At 64.5% G+C, this 26884-nt stretch carries 24 protein-coding genes; 12 read left to right on the top strand and 12 right to left on the bottom strand.

Annotated features, from left to right (window positions below; translation table 11 throughout):
* The first annotated feature begins 24 nt into the window (after positions 1-24).
* From GPK94_RS06905 to GPK94_RS06895, 3 genes are all read left to right on the top strand, one after another.
* Positions 25-1383 (top strand): nucleobase:cation symporter-2 family protein, encoded by a 1359-nt coding sequence (locus GPK94_RS06905; protein ID WP_215655304.1) that lies wholly within the window; start codon positions 25-27, stop codon positions 1381-1383.
* 127 nt (positions 1384-1510) lie between these two features.
* Positions 1511-2128: a uridine kinase gene (gene udk, locus GPK94_RS06900; protein WP_101691821.1), complete on the top strand. Its 618-nt coding sequence runs from the start codon at positions 1511-1513 to the stop codon at positions 2126-2128.
* 229 nt (positions 2129-2357) lie between these two features.
* Positions 2358-3842, top strand: a complete 1485-nt coding sequence (locus GPK94_RS06895) for a DUF1846 domain-containing protein (protein WP_101691822.1) — start codon at positions 2358-2360, stop codon at positions 3840-3842.
* A 349-nt stretch (positions 3843-4191) separates the two neighbouring features.
* Here GPK94_RS06895 and GPK94_RS06890 read toward each other — a convergent pair whose 3' ends face one another.
* The gene (locus tag GPK94_RS06890; RefSeq protein ID WP_215655302.1) at positions 4192-5604 is read right to left on the bottom strand and encodes a Sapep family Mn(2+)-dependent dipeptidase; all 1413 of its coding nucleotides are present in this window, start codon (positions 5602-5604) and stop codon (positions 4192-4194) included.
* A gap of 24 nt (positions 5605-5628) precedes the next feature.
* The gene (locus tag GPK94_RS06885) at positions 5629-6294 is read right to left on the bottom strand and encodes a helix-turn-helix transcriptional regulator (protein ID WP_193537211.1); all 666 of its coding nucleotides are present in this window, start codon (positions 6292-6294) and stop codon (positions 5629-5631) included.
* 185 nt (positions 6295-6479) lie between these two features.
* Between GPK94_RS06885 and GPK94_RS06880 the strand changes: the two genes are divergently transcribed.
* Together GPK94_RS06880 and GPK94_RS06875 are read left to right on the top strand one after the other, a co-directional pair.
* Positions 6480-7961: an MBOAT family O-acyltransferase gene (locus GPK94_RS06880; RefSeq protein ID WP_215655300.1), complete on the top strand. Its 1482-nt coding sequence runs from the start codon at positions 6480-6482 to the stop codon at positions 7959-7961.
* Positions 7962-7974: 13 nt separating this feature from the next.
* A complete protein-coding gene (locus tag GPK94_RS06875; protein ID WP_215655298.1) occupies positions 7975-8997 on the top strand; it encodes a hypothetical protein in 1023 nt (340 codons plus the stop codon).
* Between the two features lie 53 nt (positions 8998-9050).
* On the opposite strand, the gene GPK94_RS06870 is transcribed toward GPK94_RS06875, so the two are convergent.
* From GPK94_RS06870 to GPK94_RS06855, 4 genes are all read right to left on the bottom strand, one after another.
* The gene (locus GPK94_RS06870) at positions 9051-10187 is read right to left on the bottom strand and encodes a DHHW family protein (RefSeq protein ID WP_101691827.1); all 1137 of its coding nucleotides are present in this window, start codon (positions 10185-10187) and stop codon (positions 9051-9053) included.
* Between the two features lie 16 nt (positions 10188-10203).
* Complete coding sequence (locus GPK94_RS06865) at positions 10204-11607, bottom strand: MBOAT family O-acyltransferase (RefSeq protein ID WP_215655296.1); 1404 nt, start codon at positions 11605-11607, stop codon at positions 10204-10206.
* Between the two features lie 83 nt (positions 11608-11690).
* Positions 11691-12419, bottom strand: coding sequence for a DUF4358 domain-containing protein (locus GPK94_RS06860; RefSeq protein ID WP_215655294.1), 729 nt, complete (start codon positions 12417-12419; stop codon positions 11691-11693).
* Between the two features lie 189 nt (positions 12420-12608).
* On the bottom strand, positions 12609-13784 hold the full coding sequence (locus GPK94_RS06855) for a malic enzyme-like NAD(P)-binding protein (protein WP_193537220.1): 1176 nt from the start codon (positions 13782-13784) through the stop codon (positions 12609-12611).
* Positions 13785-13998: 214 nt separating this feature from the next.
* Between GPK94_RS06855 and GPK94_RS06850 the strand changes: the two genes are divergently transcribed.
* Genes GPK94_RS06850 through GPK94_RS06835 form a run of 4 tightly spaced genes read left to right on the top strand, consistent with a single transcriptional unit; the run spans position 13999 to position 18106 of the window.
* Entirely contained in the window at positions 13999-15201 is a 1203-nt protein-coding gene (locus GPK94_RS06850) for a hypothetical protein (RefSeq protein WP_215655292.1), read from the top strand.
* Positions 15202-15225: 24 nt separating this feature from the next.
* Positions 15226-16389, top strand: coding sequence for an aminotransferase class V-fold PLP-dependent enzyme (locus tag GPK94_RS06845; RefSeq protein WP_195279617.1), 1164 nt, complete (start codon positions 15226-15228; stop codon positions 16387-16389).
* Positions 16390-16391: 2 nt separating this feature from the next.
* The gene (locus GPK94_RS06840) at positions 16392-17063 is read left to right on the top strand and encodes a response regulator transcription factor (RefSeq protein WP_195279616.1); all 672 of its coding nucleotides are present in this window, start codon (positions 16392-16394) and stop codon (positions 17061-17063) included.
* A complete protein-coding gene (locus GPK94_RS06835; RefSeq protein ID WP_252192541.1) occupies positions 17063-18106 on the top strand; it encodes a sensor histidine kinase in 1044 nt (347 codons plus the stop codon). Before GPK94_RS06840 ends, GPK94_RS06835 begins: the two co-directional genes overlap by 1 nt.
* 61 nt (positions 18107-18167) lie before the next feature.
* Here GPK94_RS06835 and GPK94_RS06830 read toward each other — a convergent pair whose 3' ends face one another.
* The 4 genes from GPK94_RS06830 to GPK94_RS06815 are packed head-to-tail and all read right to left on the bottom strand — an operon-like array spanning position 18168 to position 21466.
* On the bottom strand, positions 18168-19652 hold the full coding sequence (locus GPK94_RS06830) for a HAMP domain-containing sensor histidine kinase (protein ID WP_101691837.1): 1485 nt from the start codon (positions 19650-19652) through the stop codon (positions 18168-18170).
* A gap of 21 nt (positions 19653-19673) precedes the next feature.
* On the bottom strand, positions 19674-20171 hold the full coding sequence (locus GPK94_RS06825; RefSeq protein ID WP_215655288.1) for a hypothetical protein: 498 nt from the start codon (positions 20169-20171) through the stop codon (positions 19674-19676).
* Positions 20168-20857, bottom strand: a complete 690-nt coding sequence (locus GPK94_RS06820) for a response regulator transcription factor (RefSeq protein WP_101691839.1) — start codon at positions 20855-20857, stop codon at positions 20168-20170. Before GPK94_RS06820 ends, GPK94_RS06825 begins: the two co-directional genes overlap by 4 nt.
* Before the next feature lie 42 nt (positions 20858-20899).
* Positions 20900-21466 (bottom strand): ubiquitin, encoded by a 567-nt coding sequence (locus GPK94_RS06815; protein WP_215655286.1) that lies wholly within the window; start codon positions 21464-21466, stop codon positions 20900-20902.
* Between the two features lie 231 nt (positions 21467-21697).
* Between GPK94_RS06815 and GPK94_RS06810 the strand changes: the two genes are divergently transcribed.
* The 3 genes from GPK94_RS06810 to GPK94_RS06800 are packed head-to-tail and all read left to right on the top strand — an operon-like array spanning position 21698 to position 23650.
* Positions 21698-22531, top strand: a complete 834-nt coding sequence (locus GPK94_RS06810; RefSeq protein WP_215655284.1) for a stalk domain-containing protein — start codon at positions 21698-21700, stop codon at positions 22529-22531.
* Positions 22532-22575: 44 nt separating this feature from the next.
* Positions 22576-23055 (top strand): sigma-70 family RNA polymerase sigma factor, encoded by a 480-nt coding sequence (locus GPK94_RS06805; RefSeq protein WP_193537236.1) that lies wholly within the window; start codon positions 22576-22578, stop codon positions 23053-23055.
* Positions 23042-23650, top strand: a complete 609-nt coding sequence (locus tag GPK94_RS06800; protein WP_215655282.1) for a hypothetical protein — start codon at positions 23042-23044, stop codon at positions 23648-23650. The genes GPK94_RS06805 and GPK94_RS06800 overlap by 14 nt, the downstream gene beginning before the upstream one ends.
* Positions 23651-23723: 73 nt before the next feature.
* On the opposite strand, the gene GPK94_RS06795 is transcribed toward GPK94_RS06800, so the two are convergent.
* Entirely contained in the window at positions 23724-25997 is a 2274-nt protein-coding gene (locus GPK94_RS06795) for a 5'-nucleotidase C-terminal domain-containing protein (RefSeq protein WP_215655280.1), read from the bottom strand.
* Between the two features lie 412 nt (positions 25998-26409).
* Positions 26410-26772, bottom strand: a complete 363-nt coding sequence (locus GPK94_RS06790; RefSeq protein WP_101691845.1) for a TIGR03792 family protein — start codon at positions 26770-26772, stop codon at positions 26410-26412.
* Positions 26773-26884 lie beyond the last annotated feature (112 nt).

The raw sequence follows: 26884 nt of genomic DNA, 5'->3' as shown, positions 1-26884 counted from the left end.
CTGCAAGGAGAGGAGACATTTTCTATGTCCACAGGAACGAAAGAGACAAGCCGTTCTCTGTATGTCTTCGACAGCAAACCTCCCATTCGCAAAGCGCTGCCGATTTCACTGCAACACATCATGGCCATGTTCTTGGGAACCGTCACGGTGCCCATCGTCGTGGCCGGCGCGGCCGGAGCGGATCCGGCCACCAAGACCCTGATGATCCAGTACTCCCTGATGATGTCCGCGCTGGCCACCCTGATCCAGGCCTTCCCCCTGGGACCGGTCGGCTCCAAGCTGCCCATCATCTTCTGCGCGGGCTTTACCTGCGTGCCCGTGTTTACCCCCATCGCGACTCAGTACGGCCTGGCGGGCGCCTTCGGTGCACAGATCCTGTGCGCGGTGGTGACCATTCTGCTGGGTTTCTGCGTTGGAAAGCTCCATAAGTTCTTCCCCACCGTGGTGACCGGTACCATCATCCTGGCCATCGGCCTGTCCCTCTATCCCATCGCCCTGAAGTACATGGCCGGCAACGCCAGTTCCCCCAGCTACGGCCAGTTCAATAACTGGATCGTGGCCTTCATCACCCTGGCCGCCGTGCTGATCTTCAACCTGCTGGGCAAGGGCGTGGTCAAGATGGCCTCCATCCTGCTGGGCGCCGTGGTGGGCTACATCGTGGCCGTCTGCATGGGTATGGTGAGCTTTGACAGTGTGGCCACTGCCGGATGGATCGCCATTCCCAAGCCCTTCTTCTTCGGCGCTCCGGTCTTTGACGTGTCCATGGTGCTCCCCGTGGTCCTGATCACCGTGGTCAATGTGATGCAGTCCGTGGGCGACATGACCGGCACCACCGTGGGCGGCTTTGACCGGGAGCCCACCAGCAAGGAGCTGACCGGCGGCGTGCTGGCCTCCGGCCTTGCAACCCTGCTGGGCGCCGTGTTCGGCGTGCCCGCCGTGTCCTCTTACAGCCAGAACGTGGGCATCGTCTCCATGAACAAGGTGGTCAGCCGCCGGGTCATCACCGTGGCCTCCGTCATCATGCTGGCCCTGGGCGTGGTGCCCAAGTTCAGCGCCCTGGTGTCCACCCTGCCCGCCCCCGTCATCGGCGGCGGCACCCTGATCGTGTTCGGCATGATCACCCTCACCGGCCTCAAGCTGGTGACCAGCGAGCCCCTCACCGCCCGCAACAGCACCATCGTGGGTGTGTCCATCGCCCTGGCCATGGGCCTGTCCACCCTGGAGGGCACTCAGGCCCTGGAGAACTTCCCCAGCCTGGTCCAGACCCTGCTGACCAAGCCCGTGGTAGTGGCCGGCGTCATGTCCTTTGTCCTCAACCTCATCGCTCCCAACAAGACCGTGGAGGAAGAGGCCAAGGAGCGCGCCGAGCTGGACGCCAAGTAATCCATTCTCTGTATCCGGAGCGGCCGGGACCTTTTGGGTCCCGGCCGCTTTTGCGTGTGTCCGAGCCTTGCGCCACGGGGCGAAATTTGATATAATCTCGGGGATAAAACGGAACGGAGGAGCAGCTATGGACACCATGATCATCGGCATCGCCGGGGGGACCGGTTCCGGTAAGACCACCCTGACCCGGCGGCTCAAGGAGCGCTTCGGAGGGCACGTGAGCGTGCTCTATCACGACAACTACTACAAACAGCACGACGACATGCCCTTTGAGGAGCGCTGCAAGCTCAACTACGACCACCCGGATGCCTTTGACACCGACCGGATGATCCAGGATATCCAGGCCCTGCGCCGGGGAGAGACCGTCCACTGCCCCACCTATGACTATACCGTCCACAACCGCTCCGCCGAGACGGTGGAGGTGCATCCCACCAAGGTCATCCTCATCGAGGGCATCCTCATCTTCGAGAACAAAGAGCTGCGGGACCTGATGGACATCAAGATCTTTGTGGACACCGATGCGGATGTGCGCATCCTCCGGCGCATCCTGCGGGACGTGAAGGAGCGGGGCCGCTCCCTGGACTCGGTGGTGGAGCAGTATCTGACCACGGTCAAGCCCATGCACGAGCAGTTTGTGGAGCCCTCCAAGCGCTGCGCCGACATCATCGTGCTGGAGGGCGGCCACAACATCGTGGCTCTGGACATGATCATCGAGCGCATCCGCAGCCACGTGGAGCAGGACTGAGCGGGGATCGATCCGCGGTTTTTTGGGCAGAATTTCATCGGATCTACACCCCAGGGGCGCCGGTACACGGGTACCGGCGCCCCGCTGTATGGCGGAACAAGCTCCCTTGCACGGAGAGAAGGGAGAAATACGCCGAAATTGGAGACGTACCCTATACAGGGCGGTATGGGTGTGGTATAATACGCACTTGAATTTGAAAAAATCAGAATAGAGAGGGGAATGTCTGATTATGAACCGGATCGGCTTTGACAACGACAAATACCTGGAGATGCAGTCGGCCCACATCAAGGAGCGGATCTCCCAGTTTGACAACAAGCTCTACCTGGAGTTTGGCGGCAAGCTCTTTGACGACTACCACGCCTCCCGGGTGCTGCCCGGCTTTGCGCCCGACAGTAAAATCCGTATGCTCACCCAGCTCAAGGACAGCGTGGAGGTCATCATCGCCATCTGTGCCTCCGACATTGAGAAGAACAAGGTGCGGGGCGATCTGGGCATCACCTACGACGTGGATGTGCTCCGCCTCATCGACGCCTTCCGTGGACAGGGCCTGTTCGTGGGCAGCGTGGTCATCACCCAGTACGCCGGACAGCCCGCCGCCGACGCCTTCAAGCGCCGGATGGAGCACCTGGGCCTGCGGGTGTACCTGCACTATCCCATCGCCGGCTACCCCCACAACATCCCCCTCATCGTCAGCGACGAGGGCTATGGCAAAAACGAGTATGTGGAGACCACCCGCCCCCTCGCGGTGGTCACCGCCCCCGGCCCGGGCAGCGGCAAAATGGCGGTGTGCCTGTCTCAGCTCTACCATGAGTACAAGCGGGGCGTCAAGGCCGGATACGCCAAGTTCGAGACCTTCCCCATCTGGAACCTGCCCCTCCAGCACCCGGTGAACCTGGCCTATGAGGCCGCCACCGCCGACCTGGGGGATGTGAACGTCATCGACCCCTTCCACCTCCAGGCCTACGGCAAGACCACCGTCAACTACAACCGGGACGTGGAGATCTTCCCGGTGCTCTCGGCCATGTTTGAGAAGATCATGGGGGAGTGCCCCTACAAGTCCCCCACCGACATGGGCGTGAACATGGCGGGCAACTGCATCTTTGACGACGAGGCCGTCCAGGACGCCGCCCGGCAGGAGATCATCCGCCGCTACTACAACGGCCTGAGCGACCGCCGCCAGGGCAAGGCCGACGATTCCCTGGTGTACAAGCTGGAGCTGCTCATGCAGCAGGCCAAGGCCAGCGCTGCCCAGCGCCCGGTCATCGCCGCCTCCCTCCAGGTGGCCGAGGAGACCGGCAACCCGGCCTTCGCCATCGAGCTGCCCGACGGCCAGGTGGTCACCGGCAAGACCACCGAACTCCTGGGTGCCTGCTCCGCCGCCCTGCTCAACGCCCTCAAGGTGCTGGCCGGCATCGAGCACGAGTACCATCTGATCTCCCCCGAGGCCCTCACCCCCATCCAGACCGTAAAGGTCAAGCACCTGGGCTCCAACAACCCCCGCATCCACAGCGACGAGACCCTCATCGCCCTGGCCATCTCGGCCGCCGCCGACCCGGTGGCCGCCAAGGCCCTGGCCCAGCTCTCCAAGCTGCGGGGCTGTGAGGCACATTCCACCGTGATCCTGTCCCAGGTGGACAACTCCACCTACTCCAAGCTGGGTATGCACCTGACCACCGAGCCCCAGTACGAGACCAACAAGCTCTATCACCGGTAATAATACGAAAACCCTCATCCAAACAGATGGGGGTTTTATCTTTGGCTGTGCGAGATACCATACCCAAAACCGGCGCGGCAGCTGCCCGGAATTGAGGCGTGGGGGTGACTCGGGGCCCCACGCAACCGGGACCTCCCGGGTGTGGATACCGCCAGGCCATGCCCCCCGGCCACCCGGTGTTCTGGTCTTTGCCAGGAAAAATGGGAGGGGGCCGGGGGAGTCTTCCCCCGGGCCTTCTTTCCGCCCCTTTCTTCGCGAAGAAAGGGGCGTTCCCGCCGAACAGGCGCCGCTCCCGGCAAAAAAACCGCGCCCCATCCGAGAGCGGACAGGGCGCGGAGAAGGGAGCTATTTACTTACACAGCTCCACGATGGCGTGGGTAAAGATCTTGCAGGCGCACAGGAGCTGCTCCACATTGGCCTGCTCGTCGGGGGCGTGCATCTTGGGATCAAAGCCGGGGAAGACGCAGCCGAAGGCCACGCCGCCAGGGATGTCGTGGACATAGGTGCCGCCGCCGATGGCCAGGGGCTTGGACTGGGTGTCCCCGGAGAAGGTCTGATAGCTCTCCATCAGGGTGGTCACCAGCTTGGAGTCGGCGGGGACGCAGTGGACGCTGGTCATGTCCGGGTCGGCGGTGACCGCGATGCCGTGGCGCGCCAGGCTTTCCTCACAGGCCTTCTTGCAGTTGTCCTCGTTGGAGGAGACCGGGTAGCGCACGTCGAACTTGGCGGAGAAGCCCTCCCCGTCCAGCTCCATGAGAGCCAGATTCAGGGTGAGGGGGCCGGACTCGGCGTCCTCCTTGGCGATGCCCAGGGCCTTGCCGCGGGTGTCGCCGAAGGGGAAGAGGGTGTGCATGGACCGGAGGGCCTGGGTGCTCTCGCACTCGGCCAGGGGGAGGCGCGCCAGCAGCTCCAGGAGGCCCGAGATGGCGTTGCGCCCGTCATCGGGGGAGGCGGCGTGGGCGTTCTGACCGGCGCAGTGGATGCGCACGGACTCTCCCTCGGCGGTGACGGTGAAGGGGGTGTGGGTGGCAGCGGCCACCGCTCCGGCCGCCTCCTCCACCTGAGCGGGGGTGAGACCGGAGACCACGCACTCGGCCTCGGGGGGCACCACGTTGGTGCGGAAGCCGCCCTTCAGGCCGGTCACCCGGGGCAGAGCGGTCTCCGCGGCCCAGCGCTTGCCGAAGGAGGGGTGGTAGTGGCCCTTCTCGATGTGGATGACCGGGAAGTCGGCGTCAGGGGTGAAGGCGTAGGGGGCGAAGGAGTGCTTGGAGTAGTAGTAGGCGATGTCGCCCGAGCCGCTCTCCTCATCGGTGCCCATGAGCAGGCGCACGTTGGCCGAGAGGGGGAGGCCCAGCTCCCGGATGGCCTTCATGGCCATCAGAGCGCAGACCACGGGGCCCTTGTCGTCGGAGACGCCGCGGCCGTAGAGCATGCCGTCCTTTTCCACACAGGTGTAGGGGTCGGTGGACCAGCCCTTGCCCTCGCCCACCACGTCCAGGTGGCCCAGGATGTGCAGGCGGGTCTCCTTGTCGTTCAGGTCGGCGGTGCCCACCTGGTTCTCATGGTTCTCGGTGTGAAAACCCCACTCGCCGGCCAGCTTCAGGCCCTCGGCCAGAGCGGCGGCGGGGCCGGGGCCGTAGGGCATGCCGGGCTGGGCATCGCCCCGGACGCTCTTGACCGCCACCAGGCGGGAGATGGCCGCGATGAGGGTCTCACGGGCCTTGGGGTCGTCAAAATAGGCGTGGATCTGTTCCTCGTACATGGTAAATTCCTCCTTGCAGATGGGTCAGAGCTCACCGGGCTCGTCGGCGTCGCCGCCGCCCTGCTCGGCCAGCTCTCCCAGGTATTTGTACACAGTATAGCGGGAGACCTGGAGCCGCTTGGATACAAAGGGCACCGACTTGCGGAAGGAGAAGGCGTTCTTCTGATCCAGCAGGGCGATGACCTTCATGCGGTCCTTTTTGGTCAGGGAAGAGACCGGCTTCCCCACGGCGGCGATGCACTCGTCAAAGATGTCGGCCAGGCGGCTGTCCCCGCCCTGCCACATGGCGCTCTGGAGATCGGCCTCGGCATTCATCAGGTCCACCAGGATGCGGTTGGCGTACACCAGGGAGGTGTAGTCAAAGTTGATGCCCAGGGCCAGGTTATAGCCGTCCTTCCCCTCCTGGATGATGTGGAAGGTACTGCTCTTGATCTGCTGGCCCGAGGGGGTGGTGGCGTAGAGGTTGACGAAGTCGGTGGTCAGGGCGGTCATGTCCAGCTCCTTGGCGGTGCCCAGGATGTCCATGGTGGAGCCCACCGTGCGCCCCGACACATGGCCGTTGTAGATGGAGAGGATGGGATGCTTGGGGTCTCCCATATCGTGGACCAGGGTCTCACAGGAAGAGCCGAACATTTCCGCGATGCCTCTTGCGGTCCGGTCGAGAAATTCAAAAGCTTCCGCGCGGGTCATGGCGGAATCACCTCACAAAGCTGAAATCTGGGATAACAATTCATTTTAGCATCTTTCCCATGGGGAGGCAAGGGGGCAGAAGGGGCGGCACCCCAGAAAGGAGATGATTTATGCGGGGAGCTGTGATATAATAAAAAAACTGCGGGTCTTTCGACCCCACCAAGCGCGACTGGAGGAAGGAACCCATGCTTTTCAACTCCCTGGATTTCCTCATCTTTTTCCCCATAGTCACCCTGGCCTACTTCCTGCTGCCCCACCGGGTGCGCTGGGTGTGGCTTCTGGCGGCCAGCTACTATTTCTATATGTGCTGGAACCCCCGGTACGCCCTGCTCATGGCCCTGTCCACCGGCATCACCTTTGTGAGCGGACTGCTCCTCCAGCGGGCTGGGCAGGTGGAGGACGGGGAAAAGCGCCGGCGATTGCGCCGGCTGTGGGTGGCCCTGAGCTTTCTCTCCAACCTGGCCATCCTCTTCTTCTTCAAATACTGGGGCTTCTTCTGGGACAATGTGGAGGCCCTCTTCGCCCTGGGCGGGATCGCCCTGCACAAGCCGGTCTTTGATGTGATCCTGCCCGTGGGCATCTCCTTCTATACCTTCCAGGCCCTGAGCTACACCATGGACGTGTACCGGGGCGAGGTGGAGGCCGAGAAGAATTTCTTCCGCTACGCCCTCTTCGTCTCCTTCTTCCCCCAGCTGGTGGCCGGACCCATCGAGCGCTCCAAGAACCTGCTCCACCAGGTCCATGAGGAGCACACCTTTGATCCCCTCCGGGCCCGGGACGGGCTCCTCCTCATGCTGTGGGGCCTCTTTCAGAAGATGGTGGTGGCCGACCGGGTCTCCATCGTGGTGGACCAGATCTTTGACCACTACCAGGAGATGCCGGCCTGGGCCATCGTGCTGGGCACGGTGCTCTTCGCCTTCCAGATCTACTGTGACTTCGGGGGGTACTCCAACATCGCCATCGGCGCGGCCAAGGTGATGGGCTTCTCCCTGATGGAGAACTTCCGCCAGCCCTATCTCTCCAAATCCTGCGGGGAGTTCTGGCGGCGGTGGCACATCTCCCTGTCCACCTGGTTCCGGGACTACCTCTACATCCCCCTGGGGGGCAACCGGAAGGGAAAGAGACGCAAGTATTTCAACAACCTGGTCACCTTCCTGGCCTCCGGCCTGTGGCACGGGGCCAGCTGGAACTATGTGGTGTGGGGCGGCCTCAACGGAGTCTACCAGGTGGTGGGGGAGATCCTCCGTCCCGCCCGGGAGCGGCTGTGCGCCGCATTCAAGATCGACCGCTCCGGACGGCTCTGGCAGGTCCTCCGGGTGGGGATCACCTTTGTGCTCATCGACTTTGCCTGGCTCTTCTTCCGGGCGCCCTCCTTCTCCACGGCGGTGGACATGCTCCGCGTCCTTCTGGCGGGCGGCGCCGCGGTGGGCGAGGGCTTCACCCTGGGACTGGAGGGAGCCGAGCTGCGCCTCATGTTCCTCTCCATCCTGGTCCTCATGGCGGTGGACCTGTGCAACAACGCGGGGGTGGAGCTGCGGCGCGGGCTGGTGCGCCTGCCCCTGCCTGTGCGGTGGGTGTGCTACCTGCTGGCGGTGTATGTGATCCTGATCTTCGGCATCTATGGGCCGGGCTTCTCCGCGTCCCAGTTCATCTACTTCCAGTTCTAAGGAGGAGTGCGCCTTGTCATCCACGAAAAAATTCCTGCTCAGCGGCCTGGCCCTCTTCCTGCTGCTGGTGCTGACGGCGGGGCCGATCACCTGGATCTTTGCCCGCAAGTCCCTGGAGGGACCCTGGGACATGACCAACAAGATCGGCGGGTTCTACAACGAGCCCCGGGGGGAGTTCACCGCCATGTTCTTCGGCTCCTCCCACATCTACGCCTCCCTCTCGCCCCTGGAGCTGTGGCACGAGACCGGGGTGAAGAGCTATGTCTTTGCTACCCAGCTCCAGCCCATGTGGGCCACCTATACCTATCTGAAGGAGGCCCTCAAGTACCAGTCCCCCCAGCTGGTGGTGGTGGAGTGCAACATGATGGGCAACAACACGGAGTACCACGACAACGGGGTGAACTTCTCCTATATGGACGACCTGCGCTTCTCCCTGGACAAGGTGGCCCTGGCCAAGGTATCCGCCCCCAAGGGGGAGCGGGCCCCTCTGCTGTGGAACTTCATGATGTACCACGGCCGCTGGGATGAGCTGGAGGAGGAGGACTACCACACCCGGAAGGAGGACCTCCACGACCCCTACAAGGGCTATGTGCTCCTCCCCGGACAGGCCGTCCGGCCCGAGACCATCCCGCCCGAGGAGGGGGAGAGCGGGAACTTGAGCGAGAAGAATGTCTACTGGCTCAACCGGATCATCGACCTGTGCCAGTCCCGGGGGATCGACCTGTGGCTCATCAAAGCCCCCTCCAACACCGCGCTGGAGGAGACCCAGCGCCTGCGCATGGAGGAGGTGGCGCGCATCGCCGCCGAGCGGGGAGTGCCCTTTGACGACTTCAACAACAGCTACCAGGAGATGGGGCTGACGCTGGACGACTTCTATGACCAGCGCCATCTGAACGGCGGGGGCGCGGTGAAGTTCACCGACTATTTCGCCTACCTGATGAACCGGCGCTATCCGGACCTCTTCGCCGAGTCGGAGGATGCCGACTGGCAGGCCGACTATGAGGCCTATGCCGCCAAACTGGCCGAACTGGCCTGACCGTAAGAAAAAGCGCATGTCCCGGTAGGGACATGCGCTTTTTGATTGGGTGTTTATTTGGCCAGCCAGACCAGGTTCTTATCGGTGACGAAGTTGGAGACGCTGTAGAGGACCAGGGCCTCGTCGATGCCGTTCTCCTGGATGTAGTCTGCCACCGAGAGCTTGTAGTAGCGGGGGTCCACCAGATGGATCTCCGAGAAGTGGGCGGTTAGGAAGGGGACCAGGCTGTCGGTGTAGGAATCCCGCACGATGAGGAGCTTGGGGGCGTCGGTGTGGGGAGTGCGCACCACGGCCAGGGGCTGGTTGCCGCCCAGGAACATGGAGTACTTGTCCTTGACGCTCAGGAAGGAGGTGTCGTAGAGGGGACGCTCCTCCTCCACCGGGTTGCCCTTGTTGTCATAGGTGTGGGAGGTGACGGTGATGCCGTCGGCGGGCACGTAGGTGTCGATGCAGTCGGGGCGGACCCAGCGCACGCCGGAGGAGGAGAAGATGGTGCCGTAGAAGGAGTCGGACACGGTGGTCTTGGTGTAGTTGGAGAGGGGCACGGCCTCCATCCCCAGGGCGTCCATGAGGGCGGTATAGCCGTAGTAGGCGCCCAGGCTTGTCCAGTGGTGGTCGGTGCGGTAGTAGATGTCCTCGTCGCTGTGGGCGTCCATAACAGAGTAGGTGTCATAGACCAGGGCGTTCTTCAGCGTGGAGGCGGCCTGGTCGATGACGGCCTTCTGACTGGCGTTGGGCGCGCCCTCGGGCAGGCGGTCGGACCAGATCTCCGCCGCGCCGGGAATGAGGGAGAAGTAGACGGGCACGCCCGCCTTCTGGGCAAACTGGTCCACATAGCTCAGGTTGTTGGCCACGTTCTGGGCGTCCGGGGTGTCAAAGCGGGTGATGAGGGTGTCCTCCTTGCAGAAGTACACGCTGTTGTTCTCCTGCTTGCCCATGGCCTTCTCGGTGCGGGCCTTCAGGTCCACCCAGGCGTCCCGGCCGGGGAACTGGTCGGTGGTGTAGGTCTCAAAGTCGGACATGAACTTGCCGTTGAGCACGGTCTCCACCGTGGGGGTGGGGAGCTGCTGAAGGGTGCGGTTCTCCAGCTGGGAGAAGGACTGGTCGGGGCTCACCGCGCCCGCCACCAGAAAGACCGCCAGGAAGGCGCAGAACAGAGCCGAGAGGAAGATACAGTAACGCTTGCTCATACAAACATACCTCCTATTAGAAACGGAAATAGAGGAAGGGGTTATAGGTGGCATCCACCAGATAGGCGGTGGAGAAGAGGAGACCGGCCAGCACCAGAATGGGGAGGAGGACCAGCCGGGGCCGCTCCCGGAGGCGGCGCCACAGACCCGCCCCCAGGGGCAGGGAGGCCACGCACCCCACCAGCAGGGTCAGGCCGTAGGAGCGCAGGTAGTAGCCGAAGGCGGGGTCAGCCAGACCGCCCTGGGCCATGCCGAACATGGCGCCCAGGTAGGCCCCCATGTGGGAGAAGTCCTCCACAGCGAAGATGGCCCAGCTCACCAGTACGAAGAAGAGGGCGTAGAGGTGCTGAAGGGCGGCGGGCAGGCGCTTGAGATACTGGAGCAGGAAGAACTTCTCCACGATCAGCAGCACGGCGAAGTAGAGGCCCCAGATCAGGAAGTTCCAGCTGGCTCCGTGCCAGATGCCGGTGGCGGCCCACACCACCAGGAGGTTGAAGAGGAGCCGGGGCTTGCTCACCCGGTTGCCGCCCAGGGGGATGTAGAGGTACTCCCGGAACCAGGTGCCCAGAGACATGTGCCACCGCCGCCAGAACTCGGTGATGGACTTGGAGATATAGGGGTAGTTGAAGTTGGGGATAAACTCAAAGCCCAGCATCCGGCCCAGGCCAATGGCCATGTCGGAGTAGCCCGAGAAGTCAAAGTAGAGCTGGAGGGAGAAGGCCACGATGCCCAGCCAGGCCCCCGCCGTGGTCAGCTCGCTCACGGGCATGGCCTTGTAGGCGTCCCAGAGCATGCCCAGGTTGTTGGCCAGCAGCACCTTCTTGGCCAGACCCACCACGAAGACCTGCACGCCGGAGGCAAACTGCTCCGGGGAGTGGGTGCGGTGCTCCAGCTGGTCGTCCAGGTCCTTGTACTTGATGATGGGACCGGCGATGAGCTGGGGGAAGAGGGTGACGAAGGTGCCGAAGGTGATGACATTGCGCTGGCACCGGGCATCCCCCCGGTAGACGTCGATGGTGTAGCTCATGGTCTGGAAGGTATAGAAGGAGATGCCGATGGGCAGGCGGATGTTCAGCACCGGCATGATGGGCAGGCCCACAGCCGCCAGGGACTGGGCCAGGAAGTCCCAGTACTTGAAGAAGAAGAGCAGGGCCAGATTGAAGATCACCGAGGAGGCCACCGCCATCCGGGCGCCCCGGTCATTGCCCTTGGCCTTGCACCGGGTGACCAGCATGCCATGGGTGTAGTCGATGGCGATGGAGGCAAACATGATGAGGATGTACTTGGGCTCCCCCCAGCCGTAGAAGATCAGGTTGAAGAGGAGGAGTACGGCGTTGCGCCATTTCAGAGGCGTCACATAGTAGGCCAGAAGGACCACTGGCAGGTACAAAAAGAGAAAATACAGGCTGGAAAAGACCAAGCACAATCACCTTCCAAAGGAAAAATAACAGACGTCCGGGGCACGGCCGCCGCCGGACGCCTGCTTAGTATACCCGATATTTCTTACTTTGTATAGGTGTTGAAGGCAGAAACCGCCTCGTCGGCGTACTCGCTCACCACGAAGAGGACGTAGTTGCCATTGGTCACCAGCTGGTAGTTCTTCACCAGCTCATACTGCTCGGGGAGGTACTGGCTCCACTGCTGGTCCAGGGCGTCCTGGCGGGCCTCCAGAGAGGCCTTCACGCTGTCCATCTTGCCGTCCTTGACCTCGGCGATGAAGTACTCGGTGGCCGTCACATTGATGAGGGGGATCTTGCAGACATAGTCCACCAGATCGTCGGAGGAGATGCCGTAGACCGCCTCCAGCGTGGCGGCATCCACGTCGCTGAGGGAGGGGAGATCGGAGCTCTTGGCGATCTCATTCCACACAGAGTCCACCGCGGAGGTGGCGGGAGCGGGCGTGGGCGTGGGGGCCGGAGTGGGGGTGGGCTTGGCCGTCGGCTTCGCCGTGGGCTTGGCGGTAGGTTTGGCCGTGGGCTGCGCGCTAGGCTTGGAGGAGGGTGCAGTGCTGGGGGCGGAGGAGCTCTCCGGCGCGGCGGAGGGAGTGGCCTCGGGCGCGGGGGTCTCCGAGGGGAGGAGGCTCTCACTGGGAAGAGGCGTGGGGGTCTCCGAGACCACCGGCGCGGAGGGATCGGGCGAGGGCGTGGAGGGGGGCGTGGAAGCGCCGCAGCCGGTCAGAAGACCGGCGGTGAGGAGGCCGGCCAGGGCCAGAGAGGAAAAGCGGTGATTCATATGTGTCATAACTCCTTTTAAAAATACAAGATGAAATCGAATTTGCGCCGGAATCCCGGCTGCATGAAATTGGACGAGAGGGCGGGAGAAAAAGTTCCCGCAAAAAAGGACAAAGTTTCAAGGGGACAAAAAAATTCCTCCGGCGCGTTGGCACCGGAGGAATTTTGCGCTGTGGTGTCGGAGGAGCGATCAGATCCGGGCCACGCCGGACTGACGGGCGGCCTCGGCCACGGCCTTGGCCACCGCGTCCTTTACGCGGGGGTCAAAGGCGGCGGGGATGATATACTCGGGGGAGAGCTCGTCCTCGCTGATGAGGGAGGCAAGGGCCTTGGCGGCGGCCACCTTCATGGCATCGTTGATGTCGCTGGCCCGCACGTCGAAGGCGCCCCGGAAGATGCCGGGGAAGGCCAGGACGTTGTTGATCTGGTTGGGGTAGTCGCTCCGGCCGGTGGCCATGACGGCGGCGCCGGCGGCCTTGGCCTCCTCCGGGAAGATCTCGGGGGTGGGGTTGGCGCAGGCGAAGAGGATGGGGTCCTTGGCCATGGTGCGCACCATGTCGCCGGTGAGGACGCCGGGGGCGGAGACGCCGATGAACACGTCGGCACCGGCCAGCACGTCGGCCAGGGAGCCGCTCTTCTTCTCCAGGTTGGTGACCTGGGCGATCTCCTCCTTGACCCAGTTCATGCCCTTCTCCCGGCCGGCGTAGACCGCGCCGGTGCGGTCGCACAGGATGATGTTCTTGGCCCCGGCGGAGAGGAGGAGCTTGGTGATGGCGATGGCGGCGGCGCCCGCGCCGTTGACCACGATGCGGACTTCCTCCATCTTCTTGCCCACCACCTTGAGGGCGTTGACCAGTCCGGCCAGGGTGATGACGGCGGTGCCGTGCTGGTCGTCGTGGAAGATGGGAATGTCGCAGCACTCCTTCAGGCGGCGCTCGATCTCAAAGCAGCGGGGAGCGGCGATGTCCTCCAGGTTCACCCCGCCGAAGGAGCCGGCCAGCAGGCGCACCGTGTTCACGATGTCGTCCACATTCTGGCTGCGCACGCACAGGGGGATGGCGTCCACATCGCCGAAGGCCTTGAAGAGCACGCACTTGCCCTCCATGACGGGCATACCGGCCTCGGGGCCGATGTCCCCCAGGCCCAGTACGGCGGAGCCGTCGGTGACCACGGCCACGGTGTTCCACCGGCCGGTGAGCTCATAGCTCTTGGCGGGGTCCTTCTGGATCTCCAGGCAGGGCTGGGCCACGCCGGGGGTGTAGGCCAGAGAGAGGGCCTCCTTGGAGTCGACCGCCATCTTGGGGACGGTCTCCAGCTTGCCCTTCCACTGGGCGTGGAGCTTCAGGGATTCCTTTGCGTAATCCATGGGTCATTCCTCTTTTCATGGGAGAGTCAAAGTTGTCCGTCCAGGACGGACGGCGGCACGCCGCAGCGGACCGCGCCTTGCAGTATCCCCATTATACTACGGCGGGGGAATGGGATGCAAGAGGTGATGCAGGCGGGGCGGTTTCCCTTTACCGGGGAAAGGGGGCATGCTATAATATAAAGGATTGAATCCACAGAGAAAGGGGGCGCGGCCCTTGCGGAAGAACCTTCTGCGGCGGATGACGCTGTGCGCGCTGGTCCTGGCCATTCTCCTGGTCCTGCCCTGGGGCAGCGCCGCCGGGGAGCCTGAGGTCTACCAGCTGGCAGTGAACGAGAGCTTTCTGGACAAGGACGGCCTCACCACCGCCAATATGCCCGTGGCGGTGGGGGGGACCATCTATGTGCCCTACACCGTCTTTGACAAGAACAAGAACAACACCGGCGTGGACCTGGGGATCTCCTGCCTTGAGTACAAGGATGCCGAGTCCCACGCCCTGACCATGTTCAGCCTCAAAGGGACGCTCATCTTCGACATCAACGCCCAGACCTGTCTGGCCAATGACGAGTATGTGGAGATGCGGGCTATTGTCCGCAATGGAAAGACCTTTGTGCCCGCCAACGGGGTGTGCCAGTTCTTCGGACTCCAGTACAGCTACCGCCCCACCGAGACGGCGGGGACCCTCATCCGCATCAAGAACAGCTATGCCACCCTCAGCGACGAGCGGCTGCTCAACTCCTCGGAGTCCTACCGGCAGGACCGGTATGACCGGTATATCCAGAGCCTGAACGCGGTGCCCACCGCCACGCCCACGCCCACCCCGTCCGCGACCCCTATCCTCCCCGATCCCACGCCGGAGGTGCCCGAGGAGACGTCGGGTCTGTGGGTCTATCTGGCGGTGCGCTGCGAGGGGGAGAATACCCGGCTGGACGGGGCTCTTACGGCCCTGAAGCGCAGGGGGGAGCAGGCCCTCTTCCTCTTCCGGCCGGAGGAGCTGGCTGAATTGGACGAGCAGGTGCGCCGGGTGGTGGGCGCGGGCCACGCCGTGGGACTGCTGGTGGACGGCAGCGATGCCGAGACCACCCTCGCCGCCCTGGAGGAGGGCAACGCCCTGCTGGCCGATTTGGTCTGGAGCCGCAGCCACATCGTCTGCCTGGAGAACGGGAACGAGACCACCCGCCGGGCGGTGGAGGAGGCGGGCTGGCACCTGTGGAGCGCCAACCTGGACGCCTCGCCCTATGAGGGAACGAGCGCCATGAATGTGTCGGGCATCCTCTCCCGGCTGGAGAAGCGGCGGAGCACCGTACGCATGGAGCTGACCGGCAGCGCCGCCACCTCTGCTTCGCTGGAGCGGCTGCTGTTACAGATGGAACAGAACGATTACCGCCTGCGCCCGGTGCTGGAGACCGAGCTGGGCTGAGAGAACAACGGAGGGACAAGCACGATGAGACGTGTATACATGGACAACGGAGCCACTTCTTACCCCAAGGCCCCCGGCGTGGGAGAGGCCATGGCCGACTATATCCTGAATGTGGGGTGCAACATCGGGCGGGGGGACTATGCCGCCGCCTACGACGCGGCCTCCCTGGCCCTGGAGACCCGGGAGCAGGTCAAGCGCCTGGTCAACGGCCCCGGGGCCCGGAACGTGATCTTCACCCCCGGCTCCACCCACTCCCTGAACTATCTCATCAAGGGCCTGCTGCGGCCCGGGGACCGGGTGGTGACCTCCCCCATGGAGCACAACGGGGTGCTGCGCCCCCTCACCCAGCTCCAGGCGGAGGGGGTGGAGGTGGACTTCCTCCCCTGCAATGACAAGGGCGAGCTGCTGCTGGAGGAGGTCCCGGCCCATCTGACCCCGGGGACCCGGGCGGTGGTCCTCACCCACGCCTCCAATGTCTGCGGCACCATCCTCCCCATCGGGGCGGTGGGCAAGCTCTGCCGGGAGCGGGGGATCCGCTTTCTGGTGGACGCCTCCCAGACCGCGGGGGCGGTGCCCATCGACATGGAGGAGATGGGCATTGACGGCCTGGCCTTCCCGGGCCACAAGGCCCTGCTGGGCCCCCAGGGCATCGGCCTCATGGTGGTGACCGACGCCCTGGCCGGGGAGCTCACCCCCCTGGTGGCCGGGGGAACGGGGAGCGTTTCCCACGAGCTCACCATGCCCTCCTTCCTGCCCGACCGCTTTGAGGCGGGCACATTGAACCTGCCGGGGATCTACGGCCTCCACGCCGCCCTCACCTATCTGGAGGAGCAGGGGGAGGAGCTGCGGAAGCGGGAGCACAAGGTGGCCTGTCATCTCTGGGCCCGGCTCAAGGAGCTGGAGGAGGACGGATTGCGCGTGGTGGGCACCGACGATCTGACGGCGCGCACCGGGGTGGTCTCGGTGGACTTCACCACCGGGGACAACGGGGAGATGGCCTTCCGCCTGGAGCAGGAGTACGGCATCTCCACCCGCTGCGGCCTCCACTGTGCCCCCACCGCCCACCAGACCCTGGGCACCTATCCCCAGGGGACGGTGCGCTTCTCGGTGGGCCCCTTCACCACCTTTGAGGAGGCCGACTATGTGGGCTGCTCGGTGGAGGAGCTGCTCCTGAGCAGCCGGGACTGACCATGGGACACACCATTTTTCTGGTGGAGGACGAGGCGGGCATCCGGCAGGAGCTATCCGCCCTCCTGAGCCGGTACGGCTACCGGTGTGTGACCACCGCCGACTTTGAGGATGTGGCCGGGCAGGTGTGCGCCTCGGGGGCCGACCTGCTGCTGCTGGACCTGAACCTGCCCCGGTATGACGGCTACCACGTCTGCCGGGAGGTGCGCCGCCGCTCCCAGATGCCCATTATCGTGGTCACCAGCCGGGCCACCGAGCTGGACGAGCTCATGAGCATGAACCTGGGGGCGGACGATTTCCTCACAAAGCCATACAATACACAGATCTTGCTGGCCCGGATGGCCCGCCTTCTCCAGCGGGCCTGTCCCGGCGTGCCCCCCGCCGTGAGCCGGGGCGGGCTCACGCTGGACCTGGGCCGGGGCGTGGCCGCCCGGAACGGGGTGGAGGTGGAGCTCACCCGCAATGAGAGCCGCATCCTCCAGACCCTGCTGGCGGCCGAGGGGCGCATCGTCTCCCGCAATGCCCTGATGGAGGCGCTGTGGAAGTCGGACGCCTTTGTGGACGACAACACCCTCACGGTGAACGTGGCACGGCTGCGCCGGCGGCTGGAGGAGCTGGGGCTCTCAGAGGTCCTGGCCACCCGACGGGGACAGGGGTATCAGCTGTGTCTCTGATGGAATATGTCCGGGACCGGGCGGGGGAGCTGGCCGGGGGCGCGGTGTCCATGGTCTTTGCCGGGGCACTGCTAATGGCCCTGGGCGTGGACGGCCGGGCCATCGGCCTTCTGGAGCTGGTGCTGGCCGTGTGCCTTCTTCTGCCGCTGCTGGTCGATTGGCTGCGCCGGCGGCGCTTCTACCGGGCGGTGGAGGAGACCGGAGAGGGGCCGGACGGGCTCTTTCTGCCCGACGCCCTGCCCGAGCCCGACTTCTGGGAGGGGGAGCTCCTGTGCCGCCGCCTGGGAGAGCTGGGCCGGGCGGGCAACGACCGGCTGGGCCAGGCCCGGCGGGAGAGCCGGGAATACCGGGAGTATGTGGAGACTTGGATTCACGAGGTCAAGACCCCCATCGCCTCGGCCCGTCTGCTGCTGGAGAACCACCCGGGGACCCTGGCCGACGCATTGGAGGAGGAACTCTTTCAGATCGACCGCTATGTGGAGCAGGCCCTCTTCTACGCCCGCAGCGGCACCGCCGAGCGGGATTACCGGGTGCGCACCATGGCGCTGGAGGAGTCGGTCCGGGCGGCGGTGCGCCAGTATGCCCGGCCCCTCATCCGGGCGGGCTTCCGGCTGGAGCTGGGGGAGTGGAAGGCCACCGTGTACACCGACCCCAAGTGGGTGGAGTTCATTCTGGGCCAGCTCCTGGCCAACGCGGTGCAGTACCGCTCGGAGCAGCCGGTGCTGCGCTTTGCCTGTCGGTGTGAGCGGGACGCAGTGCTCCTCACCGTGGCGGACAACGGTATCGGCATCCCGGCGGAGGACCTCCCCCGGGTCTTTGACAAGGGCTTTACCGGAGCCAACGGGCGGCGGGCCGCCCAGCGCTCCACCGGGCTGGGGCTCTACCTGTGCCGGAAGCTGTGCGCCCGGCTGGGCCTGTCCATCCGGCTGGACTCCCAGCCGGGGCAGGGGACCGAGGTCACCCTGGTCTTTCCACGGGGGCGGTTCCACCAGCTGGAGGACTGGGCGGGGAGCGCCCCGGCAGAGCAGATGCCCATAGAATAAGAAAAGCGCGGCCCGGAATCTCGGAGGAGAGATTCCGGGCCGCATTTGTGTGCGGTTTGGCTCACGCGCTCCTGGACTGGACTGGCTCCCCGGTCTGGGCGGCCGGCGCGGGGAGGACCACCGTCATGCGGGTGCCCACCCCCTCCCAGGAGACCACCTCGAACCAGCCGCCGTGGCGCTCCACGATCCACTTGGCGATGGCCAGGCCCAGGCCGGTGCCGCCGGTCTGGCGGGTGCGGGACTCATCGGTGCGGTAGAAGCGGTCGAAGATGTGGGGGAGGGAGGCGGCGTCGATGCCCTGTCCCTCATCCTGCACGGAGAGGCGGGCCTCGCCCCCCTCGCAGGAGACCGACAGGGTGATGGCCCCGCCTGCGGGGGTATACTTGATGGCGTTGTCCACCAGGATGCGCAGGGCCTGCTTGATGAGGCCCACGTCGGCCACCACGGGCACCGGGCCGCCCCACCGGGACTGGAAGCGGTGGCTGCGGTCGATCATGCCGGTCTCCTTGAAAACCTCGGCGGCGATCTCGGTCAGGTCAAAGGACTCCATCTCGATGTGCATGGAGTCGTTGTCCCCCCGGGCCAGGAAGAGGAGCTGTTCTACCAGCTCCTTCATAGAGTCGGCCTCGCTTTTGATGGCGTCGATGGCCTCCTGCCGGGTGGTGGGGTCGTCCTTGCCCCAGCGGTTGAGGAGGTTGGCATACCCCTGGATGACCGCGATGGGGGTGCGCAGCTCATGGCTGGCGTCCGAGACAAAGCGCATCTGGGAGCGGTAGGCCTCGTCGATCCGGTCCAGCATGGCGTTGATGGCCCCGGCCAGGATCTGGAGCTCCTTCTGAGTGCCCGGCACCGAGATGCGGGTGTCCAGATGGGTGGCGTTGATCTGATCCAGCTTGCCGGCCAGGGAGCGCAGCTCCTCCGGGGACATGGCCCCGGGATGGCCCAGCCGGTTGGCAGCGGCGGCCAGCTCCTGGATGGGCTTGAGGGTGCGGCGGATGGTGCCCGCGTTGCGGAAGAGATTGCTCAGCAGAGAGAGGAGCTGGAAGAGGAGCAGCAGGCGCAGAGCCACCCCCATCACGGTCACCGGGCCCTGGATGTCCAGCCGGATGGCGTAGGGCTGTCCCTGGCTGCTGCGCAGCTCCACGGTATAGGTGGCCCGGGTGAGCTGGGGGAGCCCCTGGCCGGTGGACGTCCCCTGGAGGTCAATGGTGTGGAGGGCATTCTCCAGCCCCGGGAGGGGGGAGACCAGAGGATAGGAGAGGCCCTGGGGCGGCCGGTCCAGGGCGGTCACGGTGTAGTCTCCCGCCGACATCCACACGGCGGCTTCAGCGGAAGGGACGCCCCGCTCCTCGACCAATGCGGCAATGTCGGCGCACTGGTGCTCGGCCCAGAAGAGCATGCCCCCCAGGCACAGGGCGGCCAGCAGCAGGTCCATGACCAGATAGATGCCCAGCAGGCGGAAAAAGAGTTTGGTGTTGAGCCGCAGCACGATGGAGGACTTGATGCGCTGGAGGGGCGCGGCTGTCTCACGGGGAGATCGGGGCATACCATCACCTCTCTCGACGGATCATGTGTGAAACTCCAGCCAGGTCAGCACGGGGGAGAGGAGCTTTTCCGAGGTGAAATCGCCCCCCTGGACCAGAACGGTGTGCATGACCCGCTGTTCCGGCTCCTGGGACTTGGCGGTCATGCGGAGCATGGGCTGCATCATGAGCCGATACATCCCCCGCACCCGGTCGGGGGCGTATCCGCCCCGGAGGTAGAAGAGGGGAATGCTGCCCAGACGGTGGGCGGCGGCCAGTCCCTCCACACCCTCAGGGGGCATGGGGGCCAGGCCCACGGCGCAGACGGCCTGGACCTCCCAGCGCTTGCGGGCCTGGGCCAGGCCCTGGATGCGCCCGGCGCACAGCCAGCCCAGATAGAGCACGCCCGAGCCGGGGGCGGGGAGCTCCTTCCGCTGGGAAAGGTCATAGGCGGGGATGCCCGAGGCCCGGGCCAGCATCCCGGCGTAGCGCTTGGTAAAGCCAGTGTGGCTGGTATAGACAATGGCAGTGAGTTTTTTCATTTGGTACCTCCTCCGGTCTCCCGGATCACATAGCCCACACCCCGGACGGTGTGGATCAGTTTTTCGCCAAAAGGCTCCTCCAGCTTGGCCCGGAGGAAGCGGATGTACACATCCACGGCGTTGGTCTCGCCCACATAGTCAAAGCCCCACACGTGGTCCAGGAGGGACTCCCGGGTGACCACCTTCTCCTTGTTTTCCAGCAGATAGCGCAGGAGATCAAACTCCCGCCGGGTGAGCTCCACGGCGGTGCCCTGCATGGTGACGGCGTGGCGGTCGGTGTCCATCACCAGACTGCCCGCGCGCAGGGTGCGGGTGGGCATGGGGGCGCGCTTGCGCAGGGCGGAGCGGATGCGGGCCAATAGCTCTTCAATGGCAAAGGGCTTGGTAATATAGTCGTCGGCCCCCGAGTCCAGCCCGGAGACCTTATCCACCACGGTATCCCGGGCGGTGAGCATGATAACGGGGACCTGGCTCTCCCGGCGCAGGCGGCGCAGGACCTCCATGCCCGAGAGGGCGGGGAGCATGATGTCCAGCAGGATCAGATCAAAGGCGCCGGAGAGGGCCCGCTCCAGGCCGGTGCGGCCGTCAAAGGCCTTTTCCACCTCGTACCCCTCATAGCGCAGCTCCAGCTCCACCATGCGGGCCAGCTTTTCCTCGTCTTCCACCAGCAGGATGTGTTCGGACATAATGGATTCTCCTTCTCGGTCCGGACGGGGCCGGACCGGTGATCAGTCTTTGGGGGGACGGCGGCGGAAGGACTCCTTCCAGTCCTCCACCGTGTCAGAGACGGCGCCCAGGGCCCCGTTGAGGACCTCCAGGTTCACATGGGGGCTGGCGAGCCGGTAGCGGCAGCCGGCCACCAGGCCGATGAGCAGCAGGGGCAGGGTGATCCAAAAGGCGAACATCACCGCCAGAAGCAGGATGAGAAGGGGCACGGCGGTGAGCTGCCGGCCGTCCTGCCAGATCTCCAGCACGGAGCTGGGGCGGAGCACGTCGCCCACTGCCCGCAGTCCCTCCCGGATCTGCTCCCAGAAGGCGTCGCCGCTATGGGCGCCGTTCCGCTCCTCCCGCGTCCGGCCCCGGTCGTAGGAAGCGGTGGGAGTGGCGGCGGGATGGGCGCCGGGCCGGGTGGAGTAGGTCCCCCCGCCGCCGGGCCGGAGCCGGCCCTGCCGCTCCAGTTCGATGAGGGCGTCCAGCAGATCGCCGTGGCAGCGCTCCAGCAGGTCCCGGGCCTCCTCATAGGAGAGACCGCTCTTCTCCCGCAGGCGCTCTACCTGTTCCAGTGTGATCTCCATGCCGCAGCACTCCTTTCGCCCCTGTCCTTCTCTCATAGTATACGGTACCAGGGGAGAAAAGGGATTTAGATTTTCTGAAATTTTCATTAAAATGGGAGGACACAGCCCCATTGTACCCCAGGGGCCCGGAGGGTGCAAGCAAAGAAATTGCCGTTTCCGTGCAACAAAAGGGGCGGCTGGATTGTATATCAGACAGAACGGCCAATGGGCCGGAAAGGATGTGCAGTCAATATGAAATACCATCAGATGATGCTCACCGCCGCCTGTGCGGTCAGTATGATGCCCGCGGCGCTGGCAGCCGCTCCCATTGCGCCCGCGCCCGTCTCCGCCCCTGTCGTGACGGTGGAGGGGACGGCGGTGGATCTGGGGGGAGCCGCCCCCTACCAGGAGAACGGCGTGTGGATGGTCCCCCTCCGGGCGGTGGCCGGTCCCATGGGCTATGAGGTCACATGGTGCCCGGAGGACAACGGCGTGCTGGTGGCGGACGAGGCGGTGAAGATGAACCTCACCTACGGGGTGGACAGCTATGCCCGGGCCTCGCAGACCGCGCTGGGCATGACCGCGCCCCAGTCCTACGGCGCCGGTCCGGAGGCCTGGGCGGGCGTGACCTATGTGCCGGCCGGGATGTTCTCCCTGCTGGGCTATACCGTGGAGGAGGGGGAGGACACCCTGGCCTTCACCCAGGAGCAGGCCCAGCTCCCCAACCCCATGGTGGCCTGGGACACGCTGGAGGAGGCCGAGGAGGCCGTGGGCTTTGCCCTGCCCAACTGGAAGGGCCTGGAGGGGCGCGAAATCCAGGAGGTCTTTGTGATCGGCGGGGAGCTTCTGGAGGTCCGCTATGAGGACGGCCTCACCTGCCGCATGGCCCGGGGCACACAGGATGTGAGCGGGGACTATCAGGTCTATGCGGAAGAGACTACCCGGACGGTGGACGGCCGGGACGTGACCCTCAAGGGCGAGGATGGAACGGTCTCTCTGGCCGTGTGGAATGACGGCACCTATACCTGGTCCCTCTCCTGGGCGGAGGGGGTTGCCCCGGAGACCCTGGAAGGCTTCCTGGCCTGAGCAGAGCTCCGCCGGGAAAGAACCCTTGGAAAGGAGGAAGGAAGATGGAAGATACGGCAGTGGAACAGGCGCTGGAGGCCCACGGCGCGGCCATCCTCCATCTGGCCTACGCCTATCTCCACGACCGGAGCGAGGCGGAGGACGTGCTCCAGGACACCCTGGTGCAGCTGCTCAGCCGGGCCCCCGCCTTTGAAAGCGGAGACCACGAGCGGGCCTGGCTCCTGCGGGTGGCGGCCAACCTGTGCAAGAACCGCCTGAAGGCCCCCTGGCGGCGGCATGAGGCCCTGCCGGAGGACTATCCCGCCCAGGGCATCCCGGAGGAGAGCGTGGCCCTCTTCCAGGCGGTGTGTTCCCTGCCGGTCAAGTACCGGGAGGTCATCCATCTCTTTTACTACGAGGACTACACCACCGCCCAGATCGCCCAGGTGCTGGGCAAGCGGGAGGGGACGGTGCGCTCCCTCCTGAACCGGGGGCGGGAAAAACTGCGTCAGATCTGGAAGGAGGGTGCGGATGGAACGCTATAAGCGGGCCTTTGACGGCATACAGGTCCCCGAGGACATGGCCCGGCGGGTCCGGGAGGGGAGACGCGCCCCCCAGCGCAGCCGCCTCCCCCGCTGGAGCGCGGCGGCGGCCTGTCTGGCCGTGGCGGTGGCCCTGGGCAGCTGGGGGCTCACCCAGGGGATTTCCTCCCCCGCGCCCGCGCCCACTCCCACCACCGGGGTGAGCGTAGGAAACCCGGTCCAGCCGGCAGAGAATCTGGATGCCCTCCAGAAGGCAGTGTCCTTCCAGATCCAGCTGCCGGAGGAGCTGCCCGAGGGCTGGACCCCGTCGGCCTATACCTCCATCGGCGGCGTGCTGGCCGAGGTGCGCTATACGGACGGAAGCGGGGAGACCGTGCTGGTCTACCGCATGGGGGAAGGGGAGGACGTGAGCGGAGACTTCCAGACCTGGGCCTGGACCGATACCGTGGAGACCGGGGACGGACCCGTCACCCTGAAGGGGGACGGCACGGCGGTCTTTCTGGCGGTCTGGGTGCGGGACGGCCTTGCCTTTTCCCTCCAGAGCCAGCAGGGCATGACCGCCGAGGCCATCCTGGCCGCGGCGCAGTCGGTGAAATAAGTTTGTAAATAAGCGAAGAGCTCCCCGCGCCGAAAAGGCGCGGGGAGCTCTTTTAACGGGATGGGATTTGTGATTATTTCTGTGCCATCAGGGCGGCGATGGCGGCATCGGCGTCTGCCTGGGTGAGGGTGCCCTGGGGGGCGAACTGGTTGTCCGCACCCACGGGGAGGTACTTCTGGATCACGTTCCACATGACGCCCTCGCTGGCCCAGGGGGAGATGGAGGAAGCGTCCGCGTAGGGGATCTGAACGGCCCAGGCGCCCTGGGGACCCTTGTCCAGCGCGGCGGCGGCATTCATCAGCATGACCGCGGCCTGCTCCCGGGTGATGGGGGCGTTGGGGTTGAACTTGCCGGTGCCGTCACCGGAGATGACCTTCTGACCGGAGAGCCAGAGGATGGCAGTGTTGTCCGAGATGTCGGTGAAGGGCTCGTCGGCGGGGGCGGCGAGGGTCTCAGCGTCGGCGGTCATGGCCTGATAGAGGCTCTCGGCGAACTGGAGACGGGTCACGGTGTCGGCGGCGGGAGAAGTGCCGGCATTCAGGGTCCAGTGGCTCTTGGCCTCGGGCGGGGTGATGTCCTTGCCCTCGGCGGTCATGGCCTTGATGTACTCCGCGATGACCAGGGTGACCGAGCCGCCGATGGAGCCGAACTCCTCGGAGACAGAGCCGTCCCATAGCACCGCGTCGGTGCCCATGGTGATGCCGGTGGTGGCGTACCAGCCGAACTCATCGCCGGCGGCGTTGGCCGACAGGCGGTAGGAGTTGAGGGCCACCTTGAAAGTCTGGTCGTCGGTGACGGGCTTGCCCTGATAGGTGAGGTTGACCACGCGGCTGCCCTCGGGGTTGCCCATGTAGATGTCATAGTCCATGCCGTAGAGCTGGTCGGTGCCGAAGCCGCCTCCGGTGATGGTGCCGTCGGCCTCCACGGTGAAGTCTTTGGTGCAGTCCTCCAGCCAGTCCTTGATCTGCTTGCCGGTCATCTGGATCATGTAGATGAGGTTGTTGTCGTACTTATAGAAGGAGTAGCAGTCCTTCAGGCTGATGGGGGCGGAGTCCTTCCCATCCAGGAGCTGGCCGATGCAGAAGTCCTTGTTGGCCACGGGAGAGGCCAGGGACAGGTCCGCGCCGGTGGCCCACAGCTGGGCCTCGTGGACCAGGTTCATGGTGTCGCTCTGGACGTGGAAGAGGTCGGTCTCGTCGTCCCAGTCGCCGGAGAGGGTGCCGATCTGCTCAGTGATGAAGGGCAGGGTCCGGTCGTAGTAGGGCTGCATGAGAGCCTTGAGGCCGGCGTCGTTCTCATAGGTGGTGAGGTCCAGGTTCTCGCTCTCACCGATGGTGAAGGTGCCGTCGGAGCGGATGGTGACCGGCGTCTTGGTGAGGGTGGAGGTGCCGCCGTTGACGCAGGGGACAGTCTGGCCGTCGGCGTTCTTCATCTCGGTGACGCCCACCTTGTGGTTGTGGCCGGCGATGACCATGTCGATGCCGGTGGTGTTCTCCACCAGGTGGCGGACCTGGTTCTCGGGGGAGAAATCGGTCTTGCCGGTCTCTACGGCGTCGCCGTCACCGGCGCCTACCAGACCGCTGTCCTCGCCGGAGTGGCTGGCCACGATGACGAAGTCGCAGTCCTCCTTCTCCCGCAGCTCCTTCTGCCAGTAGTTGACCCACTCGTAGGCATAGGTGCGCTCGGTGTTGTCCTTGTGGACGAAGTCGGAGCCCTCATAGTGGGTGGGCAGGTCCCAGTTGGGGACGTTCACGTTCTCAAAGCCCAGGATGCCCACCTTGAACTCGGAGCCGCCCACATCGAAGGTCATGACCTTGTAGGGGGTGAGGTTGGGCTCCTGAGTGGCCACATTGATGTAGTTGGCGCACAGGGCGTCCACCGGCTTGCCGGGGTACTTGGAGCTGGTGTCGGAGAGCATATCGTAGAAGATCTGCTGGGTCTCCATGTCAAAGTTGAACTCGTGGTTGCCGGGGACAAAGGCATCATAGCCGATGTAGCGCAGGCAGATGGCCATGGGGTTGTCCTTGCCGCCCTCCATGTTCATGTTGTAGCTGATGATGGAGCTGCCCTGGATGATATCGCCGTTGTCGATGAGGATGGTGCCGTCCATGGCGGCGCGCTCCTCCTCCATGGCGGTGGCCACCTTGAGGTAGCTGTTCTTGACCTCCTTGCCGTCGATGGGGTTGAGGTCGTAGCACTTGCCGTGCATGTCGGTGGTGGAGTAAATGCCGATTTCCAGGGAGGCCGGTTCAGCGGCCAGGGCGGGGACGGCGGCAAAGCCGGCCGCCAGTGCTCCGGTGAGCACACAGGCGGTCAGACGCCGGGCGGTGCGAGAGGTTCCTTTCATGACAATGCTCCTTTCCTGTTTGGTGGACTCATGGGGGTCTGCTGGCCACAGTATACCATAACCGGTCAGAAATGACAAATGCAAAGAAAAGATCCGGCGTGTTCTTGTGCAGAACACACCGGACCTTCCGCGCGTCGAACAAGTTCGACACGCTTCTCAAAAATGCAAGCATTTTTGAGAGGGAATGCAGTCCGCTGCGCGCACTCGCTGACGCGCGCACACTTGCGGCCTGAGAGGAGTGTTTTCCGACGTACACGCCGCCGGAAAACACGATTTTACTTCCTTCCGCCGTCTACGAAACGGCGGAACTCTGCGAGGCTCTTGCAGCACAGATCGCAGGAATACACTTTGACAGACAAAAATCCGGTGTGTTCTTGTGCAGAACACACCGGATCGAAAAGAGAATCAGAGATTAGACATTGGACATCTCGTAGCACTTGAAGTTCTGGTTCTTCTTGAATTTGAACTCCATGCTCAGCAGGTGGCCCTCCATGCGCTGCTCCATCTGCTGGTCCAGCTCGATGCACCAGCCGGACTTGTCATGGCTCTGCCAGATGTCGTAATCGGCCCAGTAGATGACCACATTGATCTCACCGGGCACGTCCCGGCTGATCCAGATCTCCTTGCCCAGGAAGCCCTCGGAGACCTTCAGGCGGCTGGTCCAGACCTCGTCGTCCAGCTCGACCCAGCGGTCGACCCAATCGGGGGAGACCATAACGCGGATCTCCTCAACGGCGATGGGCTTTTCCAGCTTGTTGATGTGCTTGAGTTCCATGTGCGCTGCCCCTTTCTGCGGACGGATATGCCCGTCTCTCTATTTAGTGGTACTATACTACTAAATAGTATACCAGAAGAAGGGGAAAAAGCAAGTGGATTTTTGTGCAGAA

Source organism: Pseudoflavonifractor sp. MCC625 (assembly GCF_018784545.1).
GTDB classification, from domain to species: domain Bacteria; phylum Bacillota; class Clostridia; order Oscillospirales; family Oscillospiraceae; genus Pseudoflavonifractor_A; species Pseudoflavonifractor_A gallinarum.
The sequence above is the reverse complement of the archived record's forward strand: the minus strand, read 5'-3'. Positions and strand labels throughout refer to the sequence as shown.